This window comes from Stenotrophomonas hibiscicola ATCC 19867 (genome assembly GCF_000382065.1).
Classification (GTDB): domain Bacteria; phylum Pseudomonadota; class Gammaproteobacteria; order Xanthomonadales; family Xanthomonadaceae; genus Stenotrophomonas; species Stenotrophomonas hibiscicola.
The window spans coordinates 185,885-208,513 of the sequence record NZ_KB907501.1; the positions used below are offsets into that span (position 1 = coordinate 185,885).

General features: G+C 69.1%; 15 protein-coding genes. All 15 read left to right on the plus strand.

What is annotated here, in order from left to right; all coding sequences use genetic code 11:
* The first annotated feature begins 3 nt into the window (after window positions 1-3).
* Entirely contained in the window at window positions 4-7,527 is a 7,524-nt protein-coding gene (locus G370_RS0113065; protein ID WP_019661000.1) for an ESPR-type extended signal peptide-containing protein, read from the plus strand.
* Between the two features lie 157 nt (window positions 7,528-7,684).
* Complete coding sequence (locus G370_RS0113070; RefSeq protein ID WP_019661001.1) at window positions 7,685-9,538, plus strand: S8 family peptidase; 1,854 nt, start codon at window positions 7,685-7,687, stop codon at window positions 9,536-9,538.
* Between the two features lie 136 nt (window positions 9,539-9,674).
* Window positions 9,675-11,396 (plus strand): type II secretion system ATPase GspE, encoded by a 1,722-nt coding sequence (gene gspE / locus G370_RS0113075; RefSeq protein ID WP_019661002.1) that lies wholly within the window; start codon window positions 9,675-9,677, stop codon window positions 11,394-11,396.
* A 24-nt stretch (window positions 11,397-11,420) separates the two neighbouring features.
* Window positions 11,421-12,641: a type II secretion system protein XpsF gene (gene xpsF, locus G370_RS0113080; RefSeq protein WP_019661003.1), complete on the plus strand. Its 1,221-nt coding sequence runs from the start codon at window positions 11,421-11,423 to the stop codon at window positions 12,639-12,641.
* A gap of 49 nt (window positions 12,642-12,690) precedes the next feature.
* Window positions 12,691-13,134, plus strand: coding sequence for a type II secretion system major pseudopilin GspG (gspG, locus tag G370_RS0113085; protein ID WP_019661004.1), 444 nt, complete (start codon window positions 12,691-12,693; stop codon window positions 13,132-13,134).
* 6 nt (window positions 13,135-13,140) lie between these two features.
* Complete coding sequence (gene xpsH / locus G370_RS0113090; RefSeq protein ID WP_019661005.1) at window positions 13,141-13,635, plus strand: type II secretion system protein XpsH; 495 nt, start codon at window positions 13,141-13,143, stop codon at window positions 13,633-13,635.
* Entirely contained in the window at window positions 13,632-14,051 is a 420-nt protein-coding gene (xpsI, locus tag G370_RS0113095) for a type II secretion system protein XpsI (protein WP_019661006.1), read from the plus strand. The genes xpsH and xpsI overlap by 4 nt, the downstream gene beginning before the upstream one ends.
* Entirely contained in the window at window positions 14,048-14,680 is a 633-nt protein-coding gene (locus G370_RS0113100; protein ID WP_019661007.1) for a type II secretion system protein J, read from the plus strand. The genes xpsI and G370_RS0113100 overlap by 4 nt, the downstream gene beginning before the upstream one ends.
* Window positions 14,677-15,540: a type II secretion system minor pseudopilin gene (locus tag G370_RS0113105; RefSeq protein WP_019661008.1), complete on the plus strand. Its 864-nt coding sequence runs from the start codon at window positions 14,677-14,679 to the stop codon at window positions 15,538-15,540. Before G370_RS0113100 ends, G370_RS0113105 begins: the two co-directional genes overlap by 4 nt.
* Complete coding sequence (locus G370_RS0113110; RefSeq protein ID WP_019661009.1) at window positions 15,537-16,682, plus strand: PilN domain-containing protein; 1,146 nt, start codon at window positions 15,537-15,539, stop codon at window positions 16,680-16,682. Before G370_RS0113105 ends, G370_RS0113110 begins: the two co-directional genes overlap by 4 nt.
* Window positions 16,663-17,370 carry a type II secretion system protein GspM gene (gene gspM, locus G370_RS0113115; RefSeq protein ID WP_241745020.1) on the plus strand — a complete coding sequence of 236 codons (708 nt, stop codon included), beginning with the start codon at window positions 16,663-16,665 and terminating at the stop codon, window positions 17,368-17,370. Before G370_RS0113110 ends, gspM begins: the two co-directional genes overlap by 20 nt.
* Entirely contained in the window at window positions 17,360-18,145 is a 786-nt protein-coding gene (locus G370_RS0113120; protein WP_019661011.1) for a hypothetical protein, read from the plus strand. Before gspM ends, G370_RS0113120 begins: the two co-directional genes overlap by 11 nt.
* Window positions 18,146-18,154: 9 nt before the next feature.
* Window positions 18,155-20,362, plus strand: a complete 2,208-nt coding sequence (gene gspD, locus G370_RS0113125; RefSeq protein WP_019661012.1) for a type II secretion system secretin GspD — start codon at window positions 18,155-18,157, stop codon at window positions 20,360-20,362.
* Between the two features lie 570 nt (window positions 20,363-20,932).
* Window positions 20,933-21,784: a glycosyltransferase family 2 protein gene (locus tag G370_RS0113130; RefSeq protein ID WP_019661013.1), complete on the plus strand. Its 852-nt coding sequence runs from the start codon at window positions 20,933-20,935 to the stop codon at window positions 21,782-21,784.
* On the plus strand, window positions 21,781-22,620 hold the full coding sequence (locus tag G370_RS0113135; RefSeq protein ID WP_019661014.1) for a glycosyltransferase family 2 protein: 840 nt from the start codon (window positions 21,781-21,783) through the stop codon (window positions 22,618-22,620). Before G370_RS0113130 ends, G370_RS0113135 begins: the two co-directional genes overlap by 4 nt.
* Window positions 22,621-22,629 lie beyond the last annotated feature (9 nt).

Below are 22,629 nucleotides of genomic sequence, written 5' to 3' on the forward strand. Positions count from 1 at the left end.
CCGATGAATCGGATTTATCGCAAGGTCTGGAACAAAGTATTGGGTCAGTTGGTGGTGGCCTCGGAGCTGGCCTCCTCCGACAGCAGCGGTGGTGTTGTCGACCAGCGCCGCGATACGACACAGGCCACGCCCGCGCTGTTGGCGGTGGCACTGGGCCTGGTATTGGGATTGGGCATGAGCAGTTCCGCCGCTGCACAGTCGGTGCAGATCGGTGGCAGCGCCACCTGTGTGGCACTCAGCGGCAAGCTGCTGGAAAAGTGCCTGGTTGAAGGCACGGCCAGTGCCAAGGGCAGCAACGCGGTGGCGATCGGTGGCAACAGCAGCGCCAGCGCAGCCAACAGCGTTGCGCTGGGCGCAGGCTCCAAGGCTACGCGCGCCAACACGGTGTCTGTCGGCGATGCCGGCAAGGAACGGCAGATCACCAACGTGGCCGCCGGTACCCAGGCCACCGATGCGGTGAACAAGGGGCAGCTAGATGCGCAGGCGCGCGCCACGCAGGCCGCGCTGGCGGATGTCGCCGCAGCTGGGGACCGCTACTTCAAGGCTGATGGCGCAGGTGATGACAGCGACGCGGCCAAGATCGACGGGCAAGGCGCGGTAGCCGCCGGTGCCGGCGCCCAGTCCTTGGCCAATGCCACCACCGCCATCGGCACCCAGGCCATTGCCGCCGGTCTCGGCGCCAGTGCGTTCGGACAAGGCGCATTGGCGATCGGCGATGCCAGCGTGGTGGTCGGGCAGAGCGCCGCAGCGTTCGGTCTCGGTGACACCGCCGTTGGCGCCAGCGCCTATGCCGCCAGCGAGAACGGCGCGGCCACCGCCCTGGGTGCGCTGTCCGAAGCCACCGCCGATGGCGCCACTGCCGTGGGTGGCGGTGCCGTGGCGATGGGCCCGGGCAGTACCGCACTGGGTCGCGGCGCCACTGCCGCCAATGAAGCATCAATCGCGGTGGGTGCGTTCAGCACCGCCGTCGGTGAGTACAGCACCGCGCTGGGGTCCAACTCGGCGGCGGTTGCCACCGGCAGCGTGGCGCTGGGCGCCGGCTCGCTGGCCGACCGCGTCGATACCGTCTCTGTCGGCGCCGCCGAATATGGCCTGACCCGGCAGATCACCAGCGTCGCTGCGGGTACCGAAGATACCGACGCGGTCAATGTCGGCCAGTTGAAGAACGTGGCCGCCGTGGCCGATGCCACGGCCAAGCGTTTCCAGGCCACTGGCAGCAGCAACAGCGACGCCGGCGCGCTGGCCGAAGGTGACGAGGCACTGGCGGCCGGCGAGGCGGCCAACGCCATCGGCAACGGCACCACCGCCGTGGGTGCCGGCGCCACGGCCGTTGCGCAGAACGCCACCGCCGTCGGCAACAACGCGCTGGCGTCGGGCCAGAACAGCGCCGCGTTCGGCAACAACGCACAGGCCAACGGCCCGGGCAGTGTCGCCGTCGGTGGTGCTGCGGTGGATGCCGACGGCAACCCGCTGATCACCAGTGGCGGCGTGCCGGTGGAAACCGGCGCCACCAGCGCCGGTGTCGGTGGCACCGCGGTGGGCGCCAGTGCCGAAGCCAGTGGATTTGCGGCGTCGTCCTACGGCGTTGGCGCGTATGCCGCCGGTGCGCAGTCGTCGGCATTCGGTGCGGTCGCCAATGCCATCGGTGACTACTCCACCGCACTGGGTACGCAGAGTACCGCCACTGGTAGCAGCAGCGTCGCCATCGGCGGCCCGGCCGACCTGATTCCGGGCCTGGGCTTCTTCGTGCAGACCCAGGCCAGCGGCGAAGCCGCCACCGCGGTCGGCGCCGGCGCTATCGCCAGCGGTGATCGTGCGGTGGCCAACGGCAGCCTGACCGAAGCCTCCGGCGCGGAATCCACCGCCGTCGGCTACTTCGCTTACGCCCCGGGTGAGAATGCCAGCGCACTCGGCGCGCAGACCTGGGCCAGCGGCGCACAGAGCACGGCCGTCGGGTACTACGCCACCGCGCGTGGCGCCAACAGCGTCGCGCTTGGCGCGAATTCCGAAGCGGTGCGCGCCAACAGCGTGGCCGTCGGCAGTGCCGGCAACGAACGGCAGATCACCAGCGTCGCTGCCGGCAGCGAAGCCACCGATGCAGTGAACAAGGCGCAGTTGGACGCCGTGGCCAGTACCGCGGACAACACCGCGCGCTTCTTCCAGGCCCAGCCGGAAGCGGGCAGTGATGCCGGTGCGCTGGCCGAGGGCGAAGGCGCGGTGGCGGCCGGTTCGTCGAGCAATGCGATCGGCGCCGGTGCGGTTGCACATGGCGCCGCCGCTTCGGCCATCGGTGACGACGCCGTAGCGGTGGGTCGCAACAGCAACGCCACCGGCAACGGCGGTGTTGCCATCGGTGGCCTCGGCCAGGCCTACGACGAGTACAACCAGCCGATCATCGGTGCCGACGGCACGGCGCAGCAGGTAGGCACCACCGCCGTCGCCAACGCCACCGCAGTGGGCAGCGGCGCACAGGCCACCGGCGCCGCCAGCAGCGCGTTCGGCAATGCGGCCAAGGCCAGCGGGGACAACAGCTTCGCTGCTGGCGGCACGTCGCGTGCAACCGGCAGCTATGCGGTCGCGGTTGGTGACAGCGCCTTCGCCAGCAGCGATGACAGCACCGCGGTAGGGGGTTACAGCTGGGCGACGGCCAGTGGCGCAGCAGCGTTCGGTTCGGGTGCGTGGGCCACCGCCACCAACGCGTCGGCCTTTGGCAACGCGGCCTGGGCCAGTGGCAGCGGCGCAACCTCCATCGGCTACAACAGCTGGGCCAATGGGGCCAGTTCCACTGCGGTCGGCCGCGGTGCATTCGGCTATGGCGACAACAGCGTGGCACTGGGCTTCCAGGCGCTGGGCAACAGCATCAACAGCATCGCCATCGGTACCAATACGGTGGCCGGCGGCGAAAGTGCGATCGCATTGGGCGCCGGCAGCAACGCCAGCGCCAGCAATGCTGTCGCGCTCGGTGCCGGTTCGGTTGCCAGCCGTGCACGCACGGTGTCGGTGGGCAGCAGCGGCAACGAACGCCAGGTCACCAACGTCGCTGCCGGTACCCAAGCCACGGACGCGGTGAACAAGGCACAGCTGGATGCAGTGGCGACCACCGCCACGACCACCAGCCGCTTCTTCCAGGCCAGCGGCAACGGCGACGACGTGACTGGTGCCCTGGTGGACGGTGACAACGCGCTGGCCGCCGGTGATGCGGCCAACGCCATCGGCAACGGCGCCACCGCGCTCGGCAGTGGTGCCAATGCGCTGGCCAGCAACGCGCAGGCGATCGGCTTCAACGCGCTGGCCAGCGCCGCCAACGCCAGCGCCGTCGGTGCCAACGCGCAGGCCACCGGTGAGTACGCCACCGCACAGGGCGCGGAAAGCGAAGCCAGCGGCGAGCAGAGCGCGGCGTTCGGTGCCGCCAGCATCGCCAGTGGTGCCGGCAGTACCGCCAACGGTGTGTTGTCCGAAGCCTCCGGCGAGGAAGCCGTGGCGGTGGGCTACTTCAGCAATGCCAGCGGCGATGCGGCCACCGCTGTCGGCAGCGAGAGCGTGGCCAGCGGCACCGCGTCGGCAGCGTTCGGCATCGGTGCAGAAGCGACCGGTGGCTACAGCACCGCCATCGGTGGCTATGCGCAGGCCTCGGCGTTCAACGCCACCGCCTTCGGCAACTTCGCCAATGCCTCCGGTTCCAACAGTGTGGCAGTGGGTGGCGATGCGGAAGCCTCCGGTGCCTACAGCACGGCCACCGGCCAGGGCAGCCTGGCCACCGGCACCAACAGTGTTGCCGTCGGCGGTTCGCTGTTCGGCGTGCTGGCCACCGAAGCATCGGGCAACTACTCCACCGCCGTCGGTGGTGGCGCCTGGTCCGGTGGCATCAACAGCACCGCACTGGGCAACGCCGCCGAATCGCGCGCGGCCAACAGCGTGGCGCTGGGTGCCGATTCGATCGCCGACCGCGACAACACCGTGTCGGTGGGCGGTGGTGGCAATACCCGCCAGATCACCAACGTGGCTGCTGGCACGCAGGGCACTGATGCGGTCAACAAGAACCAGCTCGACGCCGTAGCCGCTGCAGCGGAAAAGACCAGCAGGCAGTTCCAGGCCAGTGGCAACGCCGATGGTGAAACCGGCGCCCTGGTTGAGGGCGACAACGCGTTGGCCGCCGGTGATGCGGCCAACGCCATCGGCAACGGCGCCACCGCACTCGGCAGCGGCGCCAATGCACTGGCGGCCAACGCCACGGCGGTGGGCCTCGATGCGCTGGCCACCGGCGACAACGCCGCAGCGTTGGGCAGTGCCGCACAGGCCACCGGCGAAGACAGCCTTGCGCTCGGCACCGGCGCCAGCGCCAGCGAGCTGGGTGCCAGTGCCGTGGGTGCGCGTGCACAGGCCAGTGGTGCATACAGTACCGCGACCGGCACTGAATCCAACGCCAGCGGCACGCAGGCACTGGCCAGCGGCTTCCGCAGCGCCGCCTCGGCCGATGGCACCACCGCCGTCGGTGGCTATGCCGAAGCAAGCGGACGCCTCGGCACCGCGTTGGGCTATGGCTCGGCGGCAAGTGGTGCCAACACCACGGCAGTCGGCTTCGGCGCTGCCGCGGCCGGTACCGGTGCCGTGGCCGTAGGTCAGTCCAGCGAGGCCAGTGGCGAGGAGAGTGTGGCCATTGGTGGCAGCACCTTCTTCGGCTTGATCCCGTCGCGTGCCAGCGGCACTGGTGCAGCGGCATTCGGTGCGGGTGCGTGGGCGACCGAAGACTACGCGACCGCGATCGGCTGGAACTCGTGGGCGGATGCGGCGGATGCCACTGCGCTGGGTGCCGGTGCCACCGCCAGTGGGTTGAACAGCGTGGCGCTGGGCGCCGGCTCCAAGGCCGAGCGCGACAATACCGTGGCTGTGGGAACCGCGGGCGGTGAGCGCCAGGTGACCCATGTTGCAGCCGGCACTGAAGCCACCGATGCGGTGAACAAGGGCCAGCTGGACGCGGTGGCCAGCGTTGCCGACAAGACCAGCCGCCAGTTCCAGGCCAGCGGCAATGCCGATGGCGAAGCAGGCGCACTGGTGGAGGGTGACAACGCGCTCGCCGCTGGCAATGCGGCCAATGCAATTGGCAACGGCGCTACCGCGTTGGGCAGCGGCGCAACGGTGGTCGCTGCCAATGCCACGGCGGTCGGCGTCGACGCACTGGCCACGGCCGAGCAGAGCGTGGCCATCGGCAGCGGTGCCAGCAGCACCGCAGACAGTGCCGTTGCGCTGGGTGCACAGAGCAGCAGCGGCGGCGCCGCCAGCATTGCGATCGGCGCGCAGTCGCAGTCGCAGGGCATCGGGGCGACCGCTGTCGGCGGCATGGCCGAGGCCGCCGGCCTTGCGGCTACCGCAGTGGGCTACGGCGCGATCGCCGATGGCCGCGAAACGACCGCAGTCGGCAACTTCGCGCAGGCCAGCGGCTGGCGCGCCACGGCGTTTGGTGCAGGTGCCAGCGCCGGCTTCTTCGGCACCGCCGTAGGCAGTGCTGCGCAGGCCGCCGATGTTTCCACGGCGGTGGGCCAGGGCACCATCGCGCAGATCGCCGGCGCCGGCTTCGGCGTGCAGGCAAAGGCTGGCGAGTACGGCACCGCTCTGGGCAACAACGCCGCCACCGGGTTGAACGGCGTGGCGGTCGGCTTCAACGCACTGGCCGGACAGGATGCCGCCAGCGCCAGCGCCGGCCAGTTCACTACCGCCATCGGCAGTGAAGCGTGGGCCACCGAAGATGGCGCCACCGTGGTCGGTTACAACAGCTATGCGCAGGCCAGCAACGCGACGGTGCTCGGCAGCAACACCTGGACCACCAAGGACGCCGGTAACAGCGTCGCGTTGGGCGCGGGCTCGCTGGCCGACCGCGCCAACACGGTGTCGGTGGGTGCTGCGCAGGAGTGGGTCGATGCCGCCGGCGTCACCCACAGCGCGATCAACCGCCAGCTCACCAATGTCGCGGCGGGTACGCAGGCCACCGATGCGGTGAACAAGGGCCAGCTCGATGCAGTGGCCGCCACCGCCGATGCGGTCGGCCAACGCTTCAAGGCCAACGGTTCGGGTACCGCCAGTGCCACCGGCACCGATGCCGTGGCCATTGGCGGCAACGCCAACGCCAGTGGCGGCCGCAGCAATGCGTTGGGCAGCGGTGCCGCGGCCATCGGCAATGCGACGCTGGCACTGGGTGCCAACAGCGGCGCCAGCGGCAACAACTCGGTGGCATTGGGTGCCGGTTCGCGCGCGCTGGAGGCCAACGTGGTCTCGGTCGGCGGTGGCAACGGCACCGCCGGTCCGGCCACGCGGCGCATCGTCAACGTCGCCGACGGCCGCATCGCTGCCGGCAGCACCGATGCGATCACCGGCTCCCAGCTCAACGTCACCAACCAGCGGGTGGGAGCAGTGGAAACCCGCGTGGGTGACTTCGACTCGCGCATCGCGACGGTCGAGACCACGGCGGCCAGTGCGGTCGGCTACGACGACGCCAGCCGTGACCGACTGACCCTGTCCGGTTTCCAGGGCACCACCATCGACAACGTCGGTGCCGGCAGCATCGCCGCCGGTAGCCGCCAGGTGATCACCGGCGGGCAGCTGTTCCAGTCGCTAAGTGATGCCGCCAGCTTCCTCGGCGGTGGCGCCAGCGTTGGCATGCAGGGCGTGTTCGTGGCGCCGAACTGCGTGATCCAGGGCGCCACCTACAGCAACGTCGGCGATGCGCTGGGCGCGCTGGACCGCAAGGTCAGCGAGATCGACCGTCGCACCGCCGGTGGCACGCGTGCCGGAACCGCCAGCCTGCGCGCGATGAGTGCCTCGCTGGATGACAGCCCGCTGGCCAGCGCCGCGGATGCGCGTGCAACAGCCGATGCAGCACCGGCCGGCACCGCGCGGGTGCAGGGTACGCCGACGGCCGCCGCGGCGGGTGCTGGCATTCCGGTCGGGACCCCGGCGACCGGCGCCAATGCGGTGGCCATGGGCGAGGGCGCCGTCGCCAGCGGCGCGTCGTCCACCGCCGTCGGCCAGGGTGCCAGTGCCACGGCTGCCAACGCCGTGGCACTGGGCCAGGGTTCGGTCGCCGATCGTGCCAACACCGTGTCGGTCGGCAGCGAAGGCAACGAACGCCAGGTCACCAACGTCGCCGCCGGCACCACCGCCACCGACGCCGTCAACAAGGGCCAGCTGGACCGTGGCGTGGCCACGGCGAACAGCTACACCGACAGCCGCGTCCAGGCCGTCGCCGACAGCTTCGATGTGTTCAAGGGTGAAATCGATGGACGCCTGCGCCACATGGACCGCCGCATCGACCGCCAGGGTGCGATGAGTGCGGCGATGCTCAACATGGCCACCAGTGCCGCCGGTATCCGCACCCAGAACCGGGTCGGCGTCGGCATCGGTTTCCAGGGCGGCGAGTCGGCGTTGTCGCTGGGCTACCAGCGTGCGATCAGCGATCGCGCCACGGTTACCTTCGGCGGTGCCTTCAGCAGTGACGACAGCTCGGTTGGCGTCGGTGCCGGCTTCGGCTGGTAAGCCAAACCACTGCGCCGGCGGCCACCCACGCCGGCGCCAAACCTGCAAACAGGGCCTGGGGGGAGGTCACGGCAATCCCGGCTGGGCCGGCCGGGAGTCGTCAAGGAATGATGGCCGCAGTGTTGGTTCGATCCATGACCCAGAAGAGGAATTCGACGTGATCAAGAAGCAGAACCTTCGCATCAATGTGCTTGCCGCCGCCGTGCTGTCGATGACCGCCGTCGGTGCCGTCCACGCCGCCGGGTTGCCGACCCGTGAACCGGTGCGCCAGGCCAGCACCGCCGAGCCCGGCACCCAGCGCATCATCGTCAAGTACCGTGCCGGCACCACTGCGGCGGGCGACCGGTCGGCCAAGCTGTCCACCGTGCAGTCCGCGCTGACCCGCGCCAGCCTGTCCGGTGGCACTACCCGCGCCAGCGCGCTCGGCCCGCAGGTCGTGCGCAGGCTGGGCGTCGGTGCCGACCTGATCCGCCTGCAGGGGCGCCTGGCGCCTGCCGAACTGCAGCGCGTGCTGAAGGAACTGAAGGCCGATCCGTCCGTGCAGTACGCCGAGGCCGATGTGAAGCTGCGCCGTACCGAGCTGCGTGCCGGTGACGTGCAGCCGGCGCTGGCGCCGAATGATCCCTACTACCAGCAGTACCAGTGGCACCTGCACAACGCCACCGGCGGCATCAACGCACCGTCGGCGTGGGATGTATCGCAGGGCGAAGGCGTGGTGGTGGCGGTACTCGACACCGGCATCCTGCCGCAGCACCCGGACCTGGTCGGCAACCTGCTGGAAGGCTACGACTTCATCAGCGATGCCGAGACGTCGCGCCGTGCCACCAACGATCGCGTGCCAGGTGCGCAGGACTATGGTGACTGGGTCGAGAACGACAACGAGTGCTACACCGGTTCCGTCGCGGAGGACAGCTCCTGGCACGGTACCCACGTGGCTGGCACCGTGGCCGAGCAGACCAACAACGGCGTCGGCATGGCCGGTGTCGCGCACAAGGCCAAGGTGCTGCCGGTCCGCGTGCTCGGCAAGTGCGGTGGCTACCTTTCCGATATCGCCGACGCCATCACCTGGGCCTCCGGCGGCACGGTGGCGGGCGTGCCCGCCAATGCCAACCCGGCCGAGATCATCAACATGAGCCTGGGTGGAAGCGGCAGCTGTGACGGAACCTACCAGGATGCGATCAATGGCGCGATCTCGCGTGGCACCACCGTGGTCGTGGCGGCCGGCAACGAGACCGACAACGCCTCCAAATACCGTCCAGCCAGTTGCGACGGCGTGGTGACCGTCGGCGCCACCCGCATTACCGGCGGCATCACCTACTACTCCAACTACGGCACCCGCGTGGACCTGTCCGGTCCGGGTGGTGGTGGCAGCGTCGACGGCAATCCCGGCGGCTACGTCTGGCAGTCCGGTTCCGATGCGGCCACCACGCCGGAGTCGGGCAGCTACAGCTACATGGGCATGGGCGGCACGTCGATGGCCTCGCCGCACGTGGCTGCCGTCGCTGCACTGGTGCAGAGCGCGCTGATCGCCAAGGGCAAGGATCCGCTGGCCCCCGCCGCGATGCGCACCCTGCTGAAGGAAACCGCGCGTCCGTTCCCGGTCAGCATCCCGACCGCCACTCCGATCGGCACCGGCATCGTCGATGCCAAGGCGGCGCTGGCAAAGGCGCTGGAAGAGCCGTGCACCGAGAACTGTGGACCGGTGGCGACGCCGCTGACCAACAAGGCCGCCGTGGGGGGGCTGAACGGCACGGCCGGCAGCAGCCGCCTGTACAGCTTCGAGGCAGCCGCTGGCAAGCAGCTCAGCGTGATCACCTACGGTGGCACCGGCAACGTGTCGGTCTACATCGCCCAGGGTCGCGAGCCGAGCGCCAGCGACAACGATGGCAAGTCGACCCGTCCCGGCACGTCCGAAACGGTACGGGTGAACAAGCCGGTGGCAGGCACCTACTACATCAAGGTGGTGGGCGAAGCGGCCTACAACGGCGTGAGCATCCTCGCCACGCAGTAAGCCTGACGTGTCGTAGTTGAACGGCCGAGGCCCGTCATCCTGTGTGACGGGCTTCGTCTTTTTACGAAAGCTGGCCGCAGGGCGGCGGAAATCATGGCTTAACTGCTAAAGTCGGTCCGATTGACAGGAGAGTCACGTGAACGCGCTCGCTGCAACCGTTACCGACGATGCCGAAGGCCGCATCCTGGATGCGCTGCTGGCACGCGGCCGGCTCAAGGAAGGAGACCTGGCGCGCGCGCGGCCGTTGCACGCCGAGGCCGGCGGCAGCCTGCTGGGCCTGCTGGTGCGCCTGGGCCTGGTGTCTGAACGCGACCAGGCACAGACCAGCGCGGAGGTGCTGGGCCTGCCGCTGCTGGAGGGCAGGCAGGTGCCGGAGGCCCCGCCACCGGCACTGGCCGAGGGCATGCCACTGTCGCTGCGCTTCCTGAAGCAGTTCCATGTGTGCCCGCTGGAGTTGAATGAACACGGGGTGCGTCTGTGGCTGGCCGATGCCCACGATGCCTATCCGCAGCAGGCCGTGCAGTTGGCGCTGGGGGTTCCGGTGACACCGGTGCTGGGCATGCGCGCGGAGATCGATGACCTGGTCGAGCGCTGGTTCGGCCAGGGCCGCAGCGCGATGGGCGCGATCGTGGAGACCGCAGACGGCGAGGGCGGCGCGGTCGACGATATCGAGCACCTGCGCGACCTGGCCTCGGAAGCGCCGGTGATCCGCCTGGTCAACCTGGTGATCCAGCGTGCGGTGGAACTGCGCGCGTCGGACATCCATGTCGAACCGTTCGAGAGCCGCCTGAAGGTCCGCTACCGTGTCGATGGCGTGCTGGTGGAGGGCGAAAGCCCGCCGGCCAACCTCACCGCAGCGGTGATCAGCCGCATCAAGATCATGGCCCGGCTCAACATTGCCGAGCGCCGCCTGCCGCAGGACGGCCGCATCATGCTGCGCGTGCAGGGCAAGGAGCTGGACCTGCGCGTGAGCACCGTGCCGACCGCGCACGGCGAAAGCGTGGTGATGCGCCTGCTCGACCGCGAGACAGTGGTGTTTGATTTCCACCGGCTGGGGTTCACCGATGCGTTCCTGCCGCAGTTCCGCAAGGTGCTGGAACAGCCGCACGGCATCCTGCTGGTGACCGGCCCGACCGGCTCGGGCAAGACCACCACGCTGTACACCGCGCTGAGCCAGCTCAATACCGCCGACGTCAAGATCATCACGGTCGAGGACCCGGTCGAGTACCAGATCGAGGGCATCAACCAGATCCAGGCCAAGCCGCAGATCGGCCTGGACTTCGCCAACGCGCTGCGCAGCATCGTGCGCCAGGATCCGGACATCATCATGATCGGCGAAATGCGCGATCTGGAAACCGCGCGCATCGCGATCCAGTCGGCACTGACCGGCCATCTGGTGCTGTCCACCCTGCACACCAACAATGCCGCCGGTGGTATCACCCGCCTGCTCGACATGGGCGTGGAAGACTACCTGCTCACCTCCACCATCAACGGGATTCTGGCCCAGCGCCTGGTGCGCCGGCTGGAACCGACCCACGCCGAGCGCTACGAGGCTTCGCCGGAGGAAATCAAACGCTTCGAGCTGCGCCGCCTGCAGCCGGAGGGGCCGATCCATCTGTTCCGCCCCAGGCCCTCGGCGCTGGCGCCGACCGGTTACCTCGGTCGTACCACCATCATGGAATTCCTGGTGATGAACGATGCGCTGCGGCGTGCGGTGATGCGCCGCGACGGCATGGGCGAGATCGAACGCATTGCCCGCGAAGCCGGCATGCGCACGATGTACGAAGACGGCCTGTCCAAGGCCCTCAGTGGGCAGACGACCATCGAGGAAGTCCTGCGTGTCACCGAGGAAAGCTGATGCGCGCAGGACGACGGGGCTGACATGCCGACCTACCGTTACAAGGCACTGAATCCGCACGGCGAGATCTTCGACGGGCAGATGGAAGCGGCCAGCGAGGCCGAGCTGGTCGCGCGCCTGCAGGACCAGGGCCATCTGCCGATGGAGACACAGCTGGCCGATGGCGGTGCGATCGGTGGCGGTACCTGGCGCAACCTGTTCCGCCAACGGCCGCTGCAGGGCGCGGCATTGCTGCAGTTCACCCAGCAGCTGGCGACACTGCTCGGTGCGGGCCAGCCGCTGGACCGCGCGCTGTCGATCCTGCTCGGGTTGCCCGAAGACGATCGTTCGCGTCGCGCGATCGCCGACATCCGCGATGTGGTGCGCGGTGGCGCGCCGCTGTCGACCGCACTGGAACGCCAGCACGGGTTGTTCTCGCGCCTGTACGTGAACATGGTGCGTGCCGGTGAGGCCGGCGGCAGCCTGCACGAAACCCTGCAGCGCCTGGCCGACTACCTCGAACGCAGCCGGGCCCTGCAAGGCAAGGTGATCAACGCGCTGGTGTACCCGGCCATCCTGCTGGTGGTGGTGGGTGGTGCGCTGCTGTTCCTGCTTGGCTACGTGGTGCCGCAGTTCGCGCAGATGTACGAGAGCCTGGATGTGGCGCTGCCGTGGTTCACCAACGCAGTGCTGCAGCTGGGCCTGTTCGTGCGTGACTGGTGGGTGCTGCTGCTGGTGGTGCCGGCGCTGGTGGCGCTGTTCTTCGAACGCAAGGCGCGGCAGCCGGCCTTCCGGTTGGCGCTGGATGGTTGGCTGCTGCAGCGTCGCGGCATCGGCCGCCTGCTGGGTGAACTGGAGACTGCCCGGCTGGCGCGCACGCTGGGTACCCTGCTGCGCAATGGCGTACCGCTGCTGGGTGCCCTGGGCATCGCCCGCAACGTGCTGGGCAACCGCGCGCTGGCTGCCGATGTGGAAACCGCCGCCGATGAAGTGAAGAACGGTGCCGGCCTGTCGCTGGCACTGTCGCGAGGCAGGCGTTTCCCGCGCCTGGCCCTGCAGATGATCCAGGTTGGCGAGGAGTCCGGCGCGCTCGATACCATGCTGTTGAAAGCGGCTGACACCTTCGAACAGGACAGCGCCCGCCGCATCGACCGCCTGTTGGCGGCGATGGTGCCGGCGATCACCCTGGTGCTGGCCTCGGTGGTGGGTGCGGTGATCGTTGCCGTGCTGGTGCCGCTGTACGACCTGACCAATGCCATCGGTTGACGATGGATCCCTACGCAACCCCGACACTCCGCAACTGAAAGGACCGACCATGATTGCTTCCCGTCGACCGATCCGCCTTTCCTTCACCGCAGCGCGCAACCAGTCGGGCATGAGCCTGCTGGAGATCATCATCGTCATCGTGCTGATCGGCGCGGTGCTGACCCTGGTCGCCAGCCGCGTGCTGGGTGGCGCCGACCGCGGCAAGGCCAACATTGCCAAGGCACAGGTGCAGACCGTCGCATCCAAGGTCGACAACTACCAGATCGATACCGGCAAGCTGCCCGGCTCGCTCAATGATCTGGTGACTGCACCGGCTGGCGTGGCTGGCTGGCTGGGGCCCTATGCCACGCCGGCCGATCTGAACGATCCGTGGGGCCATGCGCTGGAATACCGCACGCCGGGCGAGGGCCAGCCGTATGAGCTGATCAGCCTGGGCAAGGACGGCAAGGCCGGTGGCAGCAGTGTCGACGCCGACATCCGCTACCAGCCGTAACCGGGCATGTCGCGTTTCCTGCCGCGCCGGTTGCAACGCCCGCGCCTGCCCGGGAGGCGCGCAGCGGGCCTGTCGCTGCTGGAAATGCTGCTGGTGATCGCGCTGATCGCCGCGATCGGCCTGATCACCGCTGCCGGCCTGTCACGCGGTTTCGCTGGCATGCAGCTGCGCAGCGCCGGCAAGGACATCGCCAACCAGCTGCGCATGGTGCGCGCGCAGGCGATCACCCGCGGCGAGCCGCAGCGCTTTGTCATCGAGCCGGCCAAGCGGCGCTGGGAAGGCGCCAACCAGCGCCACGGTGACGTGCCGGCACAGCTGCAGGTGCAGTTCGAAGGCGCCGCGCAGCTGGCCACCGCGCCGGGGCAGGGCGTGATCGAGTTCCACCCCGATGGCGGCTCCAGCGGTGGCCGCATCCGGCTGCAGCGTGACGACGCCGAATGGCGCATCGACGTGGGCTGGCTGACCGGTGAGGTCCGCTCTGGCCCTTGGCGGGCGCAATGAAGCGGCGCGCCCGCGGCTTCACCCTGCTGGAAGTGATCATCGCCTTCGCCCTGCTGGGCCTGGCGCTGACGCTGCTGCTGGGCAGCCTGTCCGGCGGCGCAAAACAGGTGCGCGATGCCGAGCTGCGCACGCGCGCGGTGCTGCATGCGCAGTCGCTGCTGGCCGAAACCGGCGTCGCCTCGCCGCTGCAGGCAGGCAGGCAGCAGGGAGACTGGGAGCAGGGGCGCTACCACTGGGAATTGCAGGTCCAGCCGTGGGCGGAGCCGCGCGCAGGCAATGTCGCGCAGGCAACGTCACCGGGAACCCCCTGGCTGGCCGAACTGCAGCTGCAGGTGCGCTGGGGTGACAGCGAGCGCGAACAGCTGCGCTGGCGCAGCCTGCGCCTGTTGCCGCCCGACCTGGAGAATGCGCGGTGAAGCGCCGCGCCGCAGGGTTCACCCTGGTCGAAGTAATGCTGGCCACCGTGCTGCTGGCCGGCGGCCTGGCATTGGCCTTTGCCAGCGTGCGCTCGGCGATGGCGGTCAGCCAGCGCGGCGAACAGATCGCCGCCGAAAGTGAACGCATGCGGGCGGTCGAGTCTCTGCTGCGCAGGCAGCTGGCCGGCGCACTGCGCACCCCGCTGGAGGTCCCGGACCCCACCCGCGAACCGGTGTTCTTCCAGGGCGAAGAACAGCGCATGCTGTTCGCCGCCGACCTGCCCGGCTACCTCGGCCGTGGAGGCTCCTACCTGCACGCGCTGCAGGTGGACGGACGCGAGGGGCAACAGCGCCTGCTGCTGGACCTGGTGTTGCTGCAGGAAGGCGAGCGCATCGCCGAGAATCCGCCACGCCCGCCGGAGGTGTTGGTTGAGAACCTGAAGTCGGTGCAGCTGCGCTATCGCGGCATCGATGCGGGCACCGGTCAGATGAGTGACTGGATGCCGCGCTGGGACGATACCCGGCGGCTGCCGATGCTGGTGGAGATCAGGATCGTGCCCGCCAAGGGCGCGCCTTGGCCATTGCTGGTGGTGGCACCGCGCGCCGGTGGCAGTGGAGGTGCGCGATGAACCGGCAACACGGTGCGGCGCTGGTGCTGGTGCTGTGGCTGATCGCATTGATGACCGCGCTGGTCGGTGCGTTCGCGCTGAGCGCACGGGTCGAGCATCTGCAGCAGCGGGTACTGGATGACGATGCACGCGGGCAGGAACGTGCGCGCGCCGGCCTGGAGTACGCGCTGCTGCGCCTGTCCGCTGATCCGCTGCGGGCGCCCTGGCGTGCCGATGGCCGCACCTACCGCTGGCAGTTCGATGACGCCAGCATCGAGATCAAGGTGCTGGACGAGAATGGCAAGATCAACCTCAACCTGGCCGACGTGACCCTGCTGACGGCGTTCCTCAAGGCACTCGGTGAAGACGAAGGCGCTGCCCGGCAGATGGCCGGCGCCATTGTTGACTGGCGTGATGAAGACAGCCTGCTGCAGCCCGGTGGCGGTGCCGAAGCGCCGGACTACGCGGCGGCCGGGTTGCCGTATGGCCCGCGCAACAAGCGCTTTGAGACACTCGGCGAACTGCAGCGGGTGCTGGGCATGCGCGGCCCGCTGTACAAGGCCATGCTGCCCCACCTGACCCTGTACAGCCGCCAGGCGCGCCCGGATCCCCAGTTCGCCAGCGCGCCGGTGCTGACCGCACTGGGGCTGGATGCGGATACCGTGCTGGCGCAGCGCGCCCAGCAGGAGCGTGACGCAGATACCGCTGGCGGTGCGACAACGCTTGCCAGCAGCAGCGGCACCTATAGTATCGAGTCCCGTGCAACCGACAGCAGTGGACGCCGGTCGGTGTTGCAGGCAGTGGTACGCAATGGCTCGGGCGGGGTTCCCGGGCGGTCCTACACAGTGCTTCGCTGGGAGCAGGGAATGACAGCAAGATGACGGCATGGCAGGACAGTGTGCGGCAGGTGCAGGGCCGGATCGGCCCGGGCGCCGGCCGTTTCCTGCGCTGGTGGCGGCAATCGCTGCTGGCGTGGGTGCCGGCCCGTTGGCAGTGGGCGCTGGGCTGGGCACAGGCGCGCCTGCTGCTGCAGCGCCAGGGTGACCAGCTGCAGGTCTGGCGTGAGGCCGGTGAACGCCGCGAAGCGGTTGCCAGCGTGCCATGGCCGCTGTCGCCGGTGGAACTGGACCGCGTGCTGGAACCGCGGCTGCGCAGCCTGCCACGGGTGTGGCTGCTGCCTGCCAGCGAGGTACTGCGTCGTCATCTGCGCTTGCCCGCGGCTGCGGCCGACCGCCTGCGCGCCGTGGTCGGTTTCGAGATCGACCGCCAGACGCCGTTCGAATCGAGCCAGGTCAGCTTTGACGTGCGTGAGCTGGGGGGCGCAGCCGAGGGCCAGCTGCAGGTCGAACTGATCGCCTGGCCGCTGCGCCAGCTGGAAGCGTGGCGGGCCAGCGTGGGCGAGTGGGCCGATGCACTGGCCGGTGTCGATGCCGTCGACAGCGAGGGTGAGCCTCTGCAGGTGAACCTGCTGCCACCGGCGCAGCGCCAGTTGCGCGCGGATCCCATGCGGCGCTGGAACGTGCTGTTGGCCGTGGCCGCGCTGGTGATGCTGGTGCTGGCCGCCGTGCAGCTGCTCGACAACCGCCGTGACGCTGCCGATGCGCTGCGTGCGCAGGTCGAGCGCAGTGCACGCAGTGCGCGTGGTGTCGCCAGCGAACGCGCGCAGCTGCAGGCGCTGATCGATGGTGCCGCATTCCTGGAAAAGCAGCGCAGCCAGCGTGCCGGAACGGTGGAAATCTGGAATGAACTGACCCGGCGCCTGCCGGAGGGCACCTATCTGGAAAAGCTGGCCATCGAGAACAACAACCTGCAGCTGATCGGCCTGAGCCGCGAGGCGTCGCAGCTGGTGCAGCTGCTGCAGGACGCACCGCAGTGGCGCAAGGTCAATCTGACCGGCGTACTGCAGGCCGATGGTGCTGCCAGCGGCCGTGACCGTTTCACCATGACTGCCGAACTGCAGCCGTTGCCGGCTGCAGCCCCGGCCCGGGAGGCGGCCGATGCCGATGCCAAGCGCACGCCGTGACCGCTGGCTGGCACTGGCGCTGCTGCTGGCAGTGCTGGGCCTGGCCTACCTGCTGCTGGTGCACCCCTGGTTCACCCGGCCACTGCGTGAAATCGACGCCGACGTGGCCGCCCTGCGCGAACGCGAGCAGCGCGTGCAGGCGCAGCTGCAGCAGCAGCCGCAGATCGAACAACGGCTGCGCGCCACCCGCGAGGCATTGCAGCAGCGGCCTGGTTTCCTGCGTGAGGCCACGGCCGAAGCTGCGGCCGCTGCGCTTGGCGCCAGGCTGCAGGATGCGGTGGCGATGGCCAGCCCGGGCAACCGCAGTTGCACCATCAGCAACCGCACGCCACTGGCCGACAACCGTCGTGACGCCGAATTCGTGCGAGTGGCCATGCAGGTGCGCCTGCGCTGTGGCGTGGCCGAGCTGGCCACGGTGCTGCACAGCCTGGAAACCGGCAGCCCACGCCTGTTCGTCGACAACCTCAACCTGATCGCGCAGCGCTTCCAGCAGTCGCCGAATGAATCCGGGCTCGGCCTGGACGTGTCGTTCGAACTGGCCGGTTACCTGCTGCCCGGTGCCGCTGCCGATGGCGCTGCGGCGGCACCGGCAGCCGAGCCAGGCGCGGCGCCGCAACCGCCTTCGGCTGCACCGGCACCCTCACCGGCTGCGCCGGAAGAGGGGCAGGAGGTGGCCGATGAAGCTTGAGCAGATCAGCCTGCGCACCGGTTTCCTGCTGGCACTGGCCGGCTGGGCGGCAGCGGTCTGGCTGGCCACCGGCTTCGGGCTGGGCAGCCAGCTGCCAGCTGCCGGCGGCAATGCCGACGCGGTGCCCTCGTTGCCGGTGCTGCCGCCGTTGGCTGCAGAACGCATGCCCAGCGCCGACAGCTACAGCGCAATCAGCGAACGGCCGCTGTTCGCCGAGGACCGCAGGCCCAAGCCCTACCTGCTCGGTGGCAGCGAGCCCGCCGCCAGTGCCGCGCTGCGCCTGACCGGCGTGCTGCTGACCGGCAACTTCGGGATGGCCACTTTCACCACCGAACAGAACCGCTCGCTGCGCCTGCGCCTCAACGGTGAAGCTGTCGACGGCTGGCAGCTGGTGGCGCTGCAGCCGCGCCAGGCCACCGTGATCGGCCCCGGTGGCAACCAGGTGCTGGAACTGGCGGTATTCAACGGGCAGGGCGGTGAACCGCCGACCGTACTGCGCGGCGCCAATGGTGTGCCGCCGGCAGGTGCGATCGTTGTGCCGCCCCCGGCAGGCGCTCCGCCGGCACCGCCGCCGGTTGCGGCAACCCCATCGCCGTCGCCTGCTGGCAGTGCGCCAGCGCCCTCGGCTGCGGCATCCGCCCCTGCCACCAACAACGGCCCCAGCGAAGCGCAGATGCAGGCCATCCGCGAACGCATCCAGGCCCGTCGCCGCCAGCTGCAGCAACAACAGCAGCAACAACCGTCGCCGCCCCCGGGCGATGGCACCAACCGATAGAGTGAATGCATGAGCCTGCGTTTCCTTCCCTGGTCCTTTGCCCTCGCGCTGCTGGTCGGCTGCAGCACCGTGTCCGCGCCGCACGTGCAGCGCAAGGGCAATCTGTCGCCCACCTCCGAGGCTGGCCGGGCGGCCGATGTCACCGCTGACGCCGCCCGTGACGCCCAGGGCGCGCCGCAGGCGGTGATCCGCCGTGGCACGGGCACCATGATCAACCGCGAAGCAGCCCGCGCACCGGCACCGGCGCTGCATGGCGCCAGCACCGGCGAGGCTACCTTCAACTTCGAAGGCGAATCGTTGCATGCGGTGGTCAAGGCCATCCTCGGCGACATGCTGGGCCAGAACTACGTGATCGCACCGGGGGTGCAGGGCACGGTCACCCTGGCCACCCCCAAGCCCGTGTCGCCGGCACAGGCGCTGAACCTGCTGGAGATGGTGCTGGGCTGGAACAACGCACGCATGGTCTACAGCGGTGGGCGCTACAACATCGTTGCCGCCGACCAGGCGCTGGCCGGTACGGTTGCGCCGAGCACGGCGCCAGCCGCCAGCGCGCGTGGCTTCGAGGTCCGCGTGGTCCCGCTGCAGTTCATCTCCGCCACCGAGATGAAGAAGGTGCTGGAGCCTTATGCGCGGCCCAATGCGATCGTCAACGTCGACAGCGGCCGCAACGTGATCACCCTGGGCGGTACCCGCGCCGAGCTGGAAAACTACATGCGCACCGTCGAGATCTTCGACGTCGACTGGCTGTCGGGCATGTCGGTGGGCGTGTTCCCGATCCAGTCGGGCAAGGCCGAGCAGGTCGCTGCCGACCTGGAGAAAGTATTCGGCGAGGAGAGCAAGACGCCCAGTGCCGGCATGTTCCGCTTCCTGCCGCTGGAAAACGCCAACGCGGTGCTGGTGATCACCCCGCAGGTGCGTTACCTGGACCAGATCCAGCAGTGGCTGGACCGCATCGATACCGCCGGTGGCAGTGCCCGCCTGTTTTCCTACGAGCTGCGCTACATCAAGGCGCGTGACCTGGCCGAACGGCTCAGTGAAGCATTTGCCAGCAGTGGCAACCGCGGCGGTTCCAGTCCGGCCTCGCTGGCCCCGGGGGCGATGCCGTCGCAGCTGGGCAGCGACTCCGATCGTGGCATGGACAGCACCACCAACAACAGCAGCAGCTTCGGCTCGGTCCCCGGCAGCAGCTCCAGTGGCGGTGGCAACGGCAGCATGAACCTGCCGCAGCGCCAGTCCGGCAACGTCAGTGTCAGCCTGGAAGTGGAAGGCGACCGCGTGGGCGTGTCGGCGGTGGAGGAAACCAACACCCTGCTGGTGCGTTCGACCCCGCAGGCCTGGCGGTCGATCCGCGAGGTGATCGAGAAGCTGGACGTGATGCCCCTGCAGGTGCACATCGAAGCCCAGGTGGCCGAGGTCTCGCTCGATGGCGACCTGAAGTACGGCGTGAACTGGTTCTTCGACAACGCCGTGGCCGGGCGTGCCCTGACGGGCGCATTGGGCGGCGTGACCCTGCCGGCAGCAGCGGGTGGCTCCTGGAGCAGCTTCGCCGGTGCCGCGACCGGTGGCGAAGGCCTGGGCTGGGCGTTCACCGGCCACAACGGCGCAGCGGTGGTGAGCGCGCTGGACAAGGTCACCGATGTGCGCCTGCTGCAGACCCCTTCGGTGTTCGTGCGCAACAATGCCGAGGCCACGCTCAACGTGGGCGACAAGGTGCCGATCAACACGACTACGGTGAACACCGGCATCGGCACCAGCAGCTACAGCTCGGTGCAGTACATCGACACCGGCGTGATCCTGAAGGTGCGCCCGCGCGTGACCCGCGACGGCACGGTGTTCCTCGACATCGTGCAGGAAGTGAGCAGCGCCTCGAACGTACCGGAGAACTGCAACCCGCAGGAGCGCAACTGCAACCCGCGCATTTCCACCAAGAAGCTGTCGACCGAAGCGGCGGTGCAGAGTGGCGACACCATCATGCTGGCCGGCCTGATCACCGATTCGGGCACCGATGGCAGCAGCGGCATTCCCGGCCTGAGCCGGATTCCGGTGGTGGGCGCGCTGTTCGGGCAGAAGAGCCGCACCAGCCGCCGTTCGGAGGTGATCGTGCTGTTGACCCCGAGCATCGTGCGCAACAGCCAGGAAGCGCGCAATCTGACCGACGAGTACAGCCAGCGCTTCCGCGCGATGGAACCGCTGAACCAGCCGCGCGCAAAGAAGTAAGGGGTTTGCGGCCGGGCTGCGCCCGGCACCCGCCGAGGCCGGAGCAACAGCAACAGCGGGTTTACTGAGGGATGGCGGGGGCACTGTGGGTTTGCGGGGACGCCGTGAATACGTCCATGTAGGCTTGGTCGCCGCATCCATGCGGCTCACACCCCGCAAACCCACAGTGCCCCGCCTTCGACGGTTTCCTGCTTGCTGTTGGTAGGTGTCGACCTTGGTCGACACGATCCACGCCATGCGTGGATGACTCTCCATCGAAATCGAATATTTCGATATCTGTGAGATCTGAGCCGAGCACGGCTCGGCTCTACAGAAGAGCAGGCAGGTCGCGGAAAACTGTCGACGGTGGGGTGGGTCCGGTTGTGGGGGCGTGAGCCGCATGGATGCGGCGACCGACCTACATGGACGTACTTGCAGCGTCCCCCGCAACCGGACCCACCCCGCCAACCCCAGGAACCCAGCCCTTGCTTCGGCTGTTGCTGTTGCCCTGGCCTGAAGCGGGTGCCGGGCGCAACCCGGCCGATACCCTCCCGGTGCTAGGCTGTGGCCACCGACAACCACGGAGGCGGGATGGGGGCGATCGTGTTGTTGCCGCTGTGCGTGGACGATGCCGCGCTCGACCGCTGCCTGGCCGCACTGGATGCGGGCACCGCGCCGGGCACCGCAGTCTGGCTGGCCGACGATGCGCAGACCGGGCCGCGTGCGCAGGCGGTGGTGGAACACTGGCTGGCACATACGCCACTACAGGCCGAGTACACCCGGCGCGCGCGGCCACTGGGCGAGGTCGCCCATCTGGACGAGATGCTGCGCGCCTGCGATGGCCTGGACGTGGCCGTGCTGGGACCGGACAGCGTGCCTGCGCCGGGTTGGCTGCAACAACTGCAGGACGCCTTCGCCCGCGATGCCGCCATCGCGACCGCAACCCCGTGGTGCAATGCCGGCGAAACCGCAGCGTGGCCACGGTTGGGCGAGATCAATCCCGAGCCCGAGGATGCGGCGCTGCTGGCACAGACCTGCGCCGCCTTGCCGGCGCTGCACCCGGAACTGCCATCGGCGGTCACCCATGCGGTTCTGGTGCGTGGCAATGCGCGCCGCCGCGCCGGTGGCCTGGATGTGGACAGCTACGCTGGCTGGAACGCGGCCCTGGTCGACCTCAGCCTGCGCATGGCCGGCCTGGGCTGGCGCAACGTACTGTGCGAGACCGCCTTTGTGAGCCGGGCGGGCGAGGCGGCCAGCCGCGATGGCGACCTTGAGGCGCTGGCTGCGCGTTGGCCTGGCTGGGTGCCGCGCCTGGCCGATTTCCTGATGCACGATCCATTGCACGGGCTGCGCGCCGACCTGCAGCAGCGCATGCGGCAGGCGATAATGCCGAAGGAACAGGGCGACCTGTTCGTTCCTTCCGCGCCGGAGTCACTCGCTTGAATGTTGCCATCGCCGCCATCGTCGTGACCTACCAGAGTGCCAGCACCATCGATGCCTGCCTCTCGCGCCTTCGCCAGGCGCAGGACGTGGCCGAGATCCGGGTGATCGACAATGGCTCGATGGATGGCACGCTGGACATCGTGCAGCGCCATGCCAGCCACGATCCGCGCGTGCGTTTCGTCGGCAACCCGGACAATCCCGGCTTCGCCGCTGCCAACAACCAGGGCGTGGCCGATTCGCGCAGCCCCTGGTTGGCCTTCATCAACCCGGACCTGATGGTCGAGCCGGAGACGTTGGCCGCACTGCGCAGCCGGGCGGAAGCACTGGGCGATTGCCTGCTCGGTGTCGAGCAGGTGGACGAGCAGGGCCATGCCGACGAAGCCGTGCGCCGCCGCGACCCGGATTTCCTGATGATGCTGCGCTCGCCGGGAAAGGGCTCGAAGCTGGCGCTGCCGCGTGACCCGCAGCAGGTGCTGCAGCGGGTGCCGGCACTGTCTGGCGCACTGCTGATGATGCCGCGTGCATTGTTCGACCGGATCGGAGGCTGGGACGCCGGGTATCGTCTGCACGCCGAAGACCTGGACCTGTGCCGGCGTGCACGCGAAGCCGGGGCCGTGGTGGCGATTGCAAACGACCTGCAGGTCACCCATGTACGTGGCGTCTCGAGCCGATCGCGGCCGTTCTTCGTTGAATGGCACAAGCACAGGGGCCTGTGGCGCTACTTTCAGAAGTTCGAGGCCAGGCAGCGTTCGCTGCCGGTGCGCGTGGCGGTGTGGGCCGCGATCTGGGGGCACGCCCTGATGCTGGTACCGCGCCTGTTGCGCAGGTCGTTGTAGGGCCGAACC

What these genes read in the sequence shown, in the direction of transcription:
- G370_RS0113065 (WP_019661000.1), top strand. Translation starts at nt 4, where the DNA reads ATGAATCGGATTTATCGCAAGGTCTGGAACAAAGTATTGGGTCAGTTG.
- xpsF (WP_019661003.1), top strand. Translation starts at nt 11,421, where the DNA reads ATGCCGACCTACCGTTACAAGGCACTGAATCCGCACGGCGAGATCTTC.
- gspG (WP_019661004.1), top strand. Translation starts at nt 12,691, where the DNA reads ATGATTGCTTCCCGTCGACCGATCCGCCTTTCCTTCACCGCAGCGCGC.
- xpsH (WP_019661005.1), top strand. Translation starts at nt 13,141, where the DNA reads ATGTCGCGTTTCCTGCCGCGCCGGTTGCAACGCCCGCGCCTGCCCGGG.
- xpsI (WP_019661006.1), top strand. Translation starts at nt 13,632, where the DNA reads ATGAAGCGGCGCGCCCGCGGCTTCACCCTGCTGGAAGTGATCATCGCC.
- G370_RS0113105 (WP_019661008.1), top strand. Translation starts at nt 14,677, where the DNA reads ATGAACCGGCAACACGGTGCGGCGCTGGTGCTGGTGCTGTGGCTGATC.
- G370_RS0113110 (WP_019661009.1), top strand. Translation starts at nt 15,537, where the DNA reads ATGACGGCATGGCAGGACAGTGTGCGGCAGGTGCAGGGCCGGATCGGC.
- gspM (WP_241745020.1), top strand. Translation starts at nt 16,663, where the DNA reads ATGCCAAGCGCACGCCGTGACCGCTGGCTGGCACTGGCGCTGCTGCTG.
- G370_RS0113120 (WP_019661011.1), top strand. Translation starts at nt 17,360, where the DNA reads ATGAAGCTTGAGCAGATCAGCCTGCGCACCGGTTTCCTGCTGGCACTG.
- gspD (WP_019661012.1), top strand. Translation starts at nt 18,155, where the DNA reads ATGAGCCTGCGTTTCCTTCCCTGGTCCTTTGCCCTCGCGCTGCTGGTC.
- G370_RS0113130 (WP_019661013.1), top strand. Translation starts at nt 20,933, where the DNA reads ATGGGGGCGATCGTGTTGTTGCCGCTGTGCGTGGACGATGCCGCGCTC.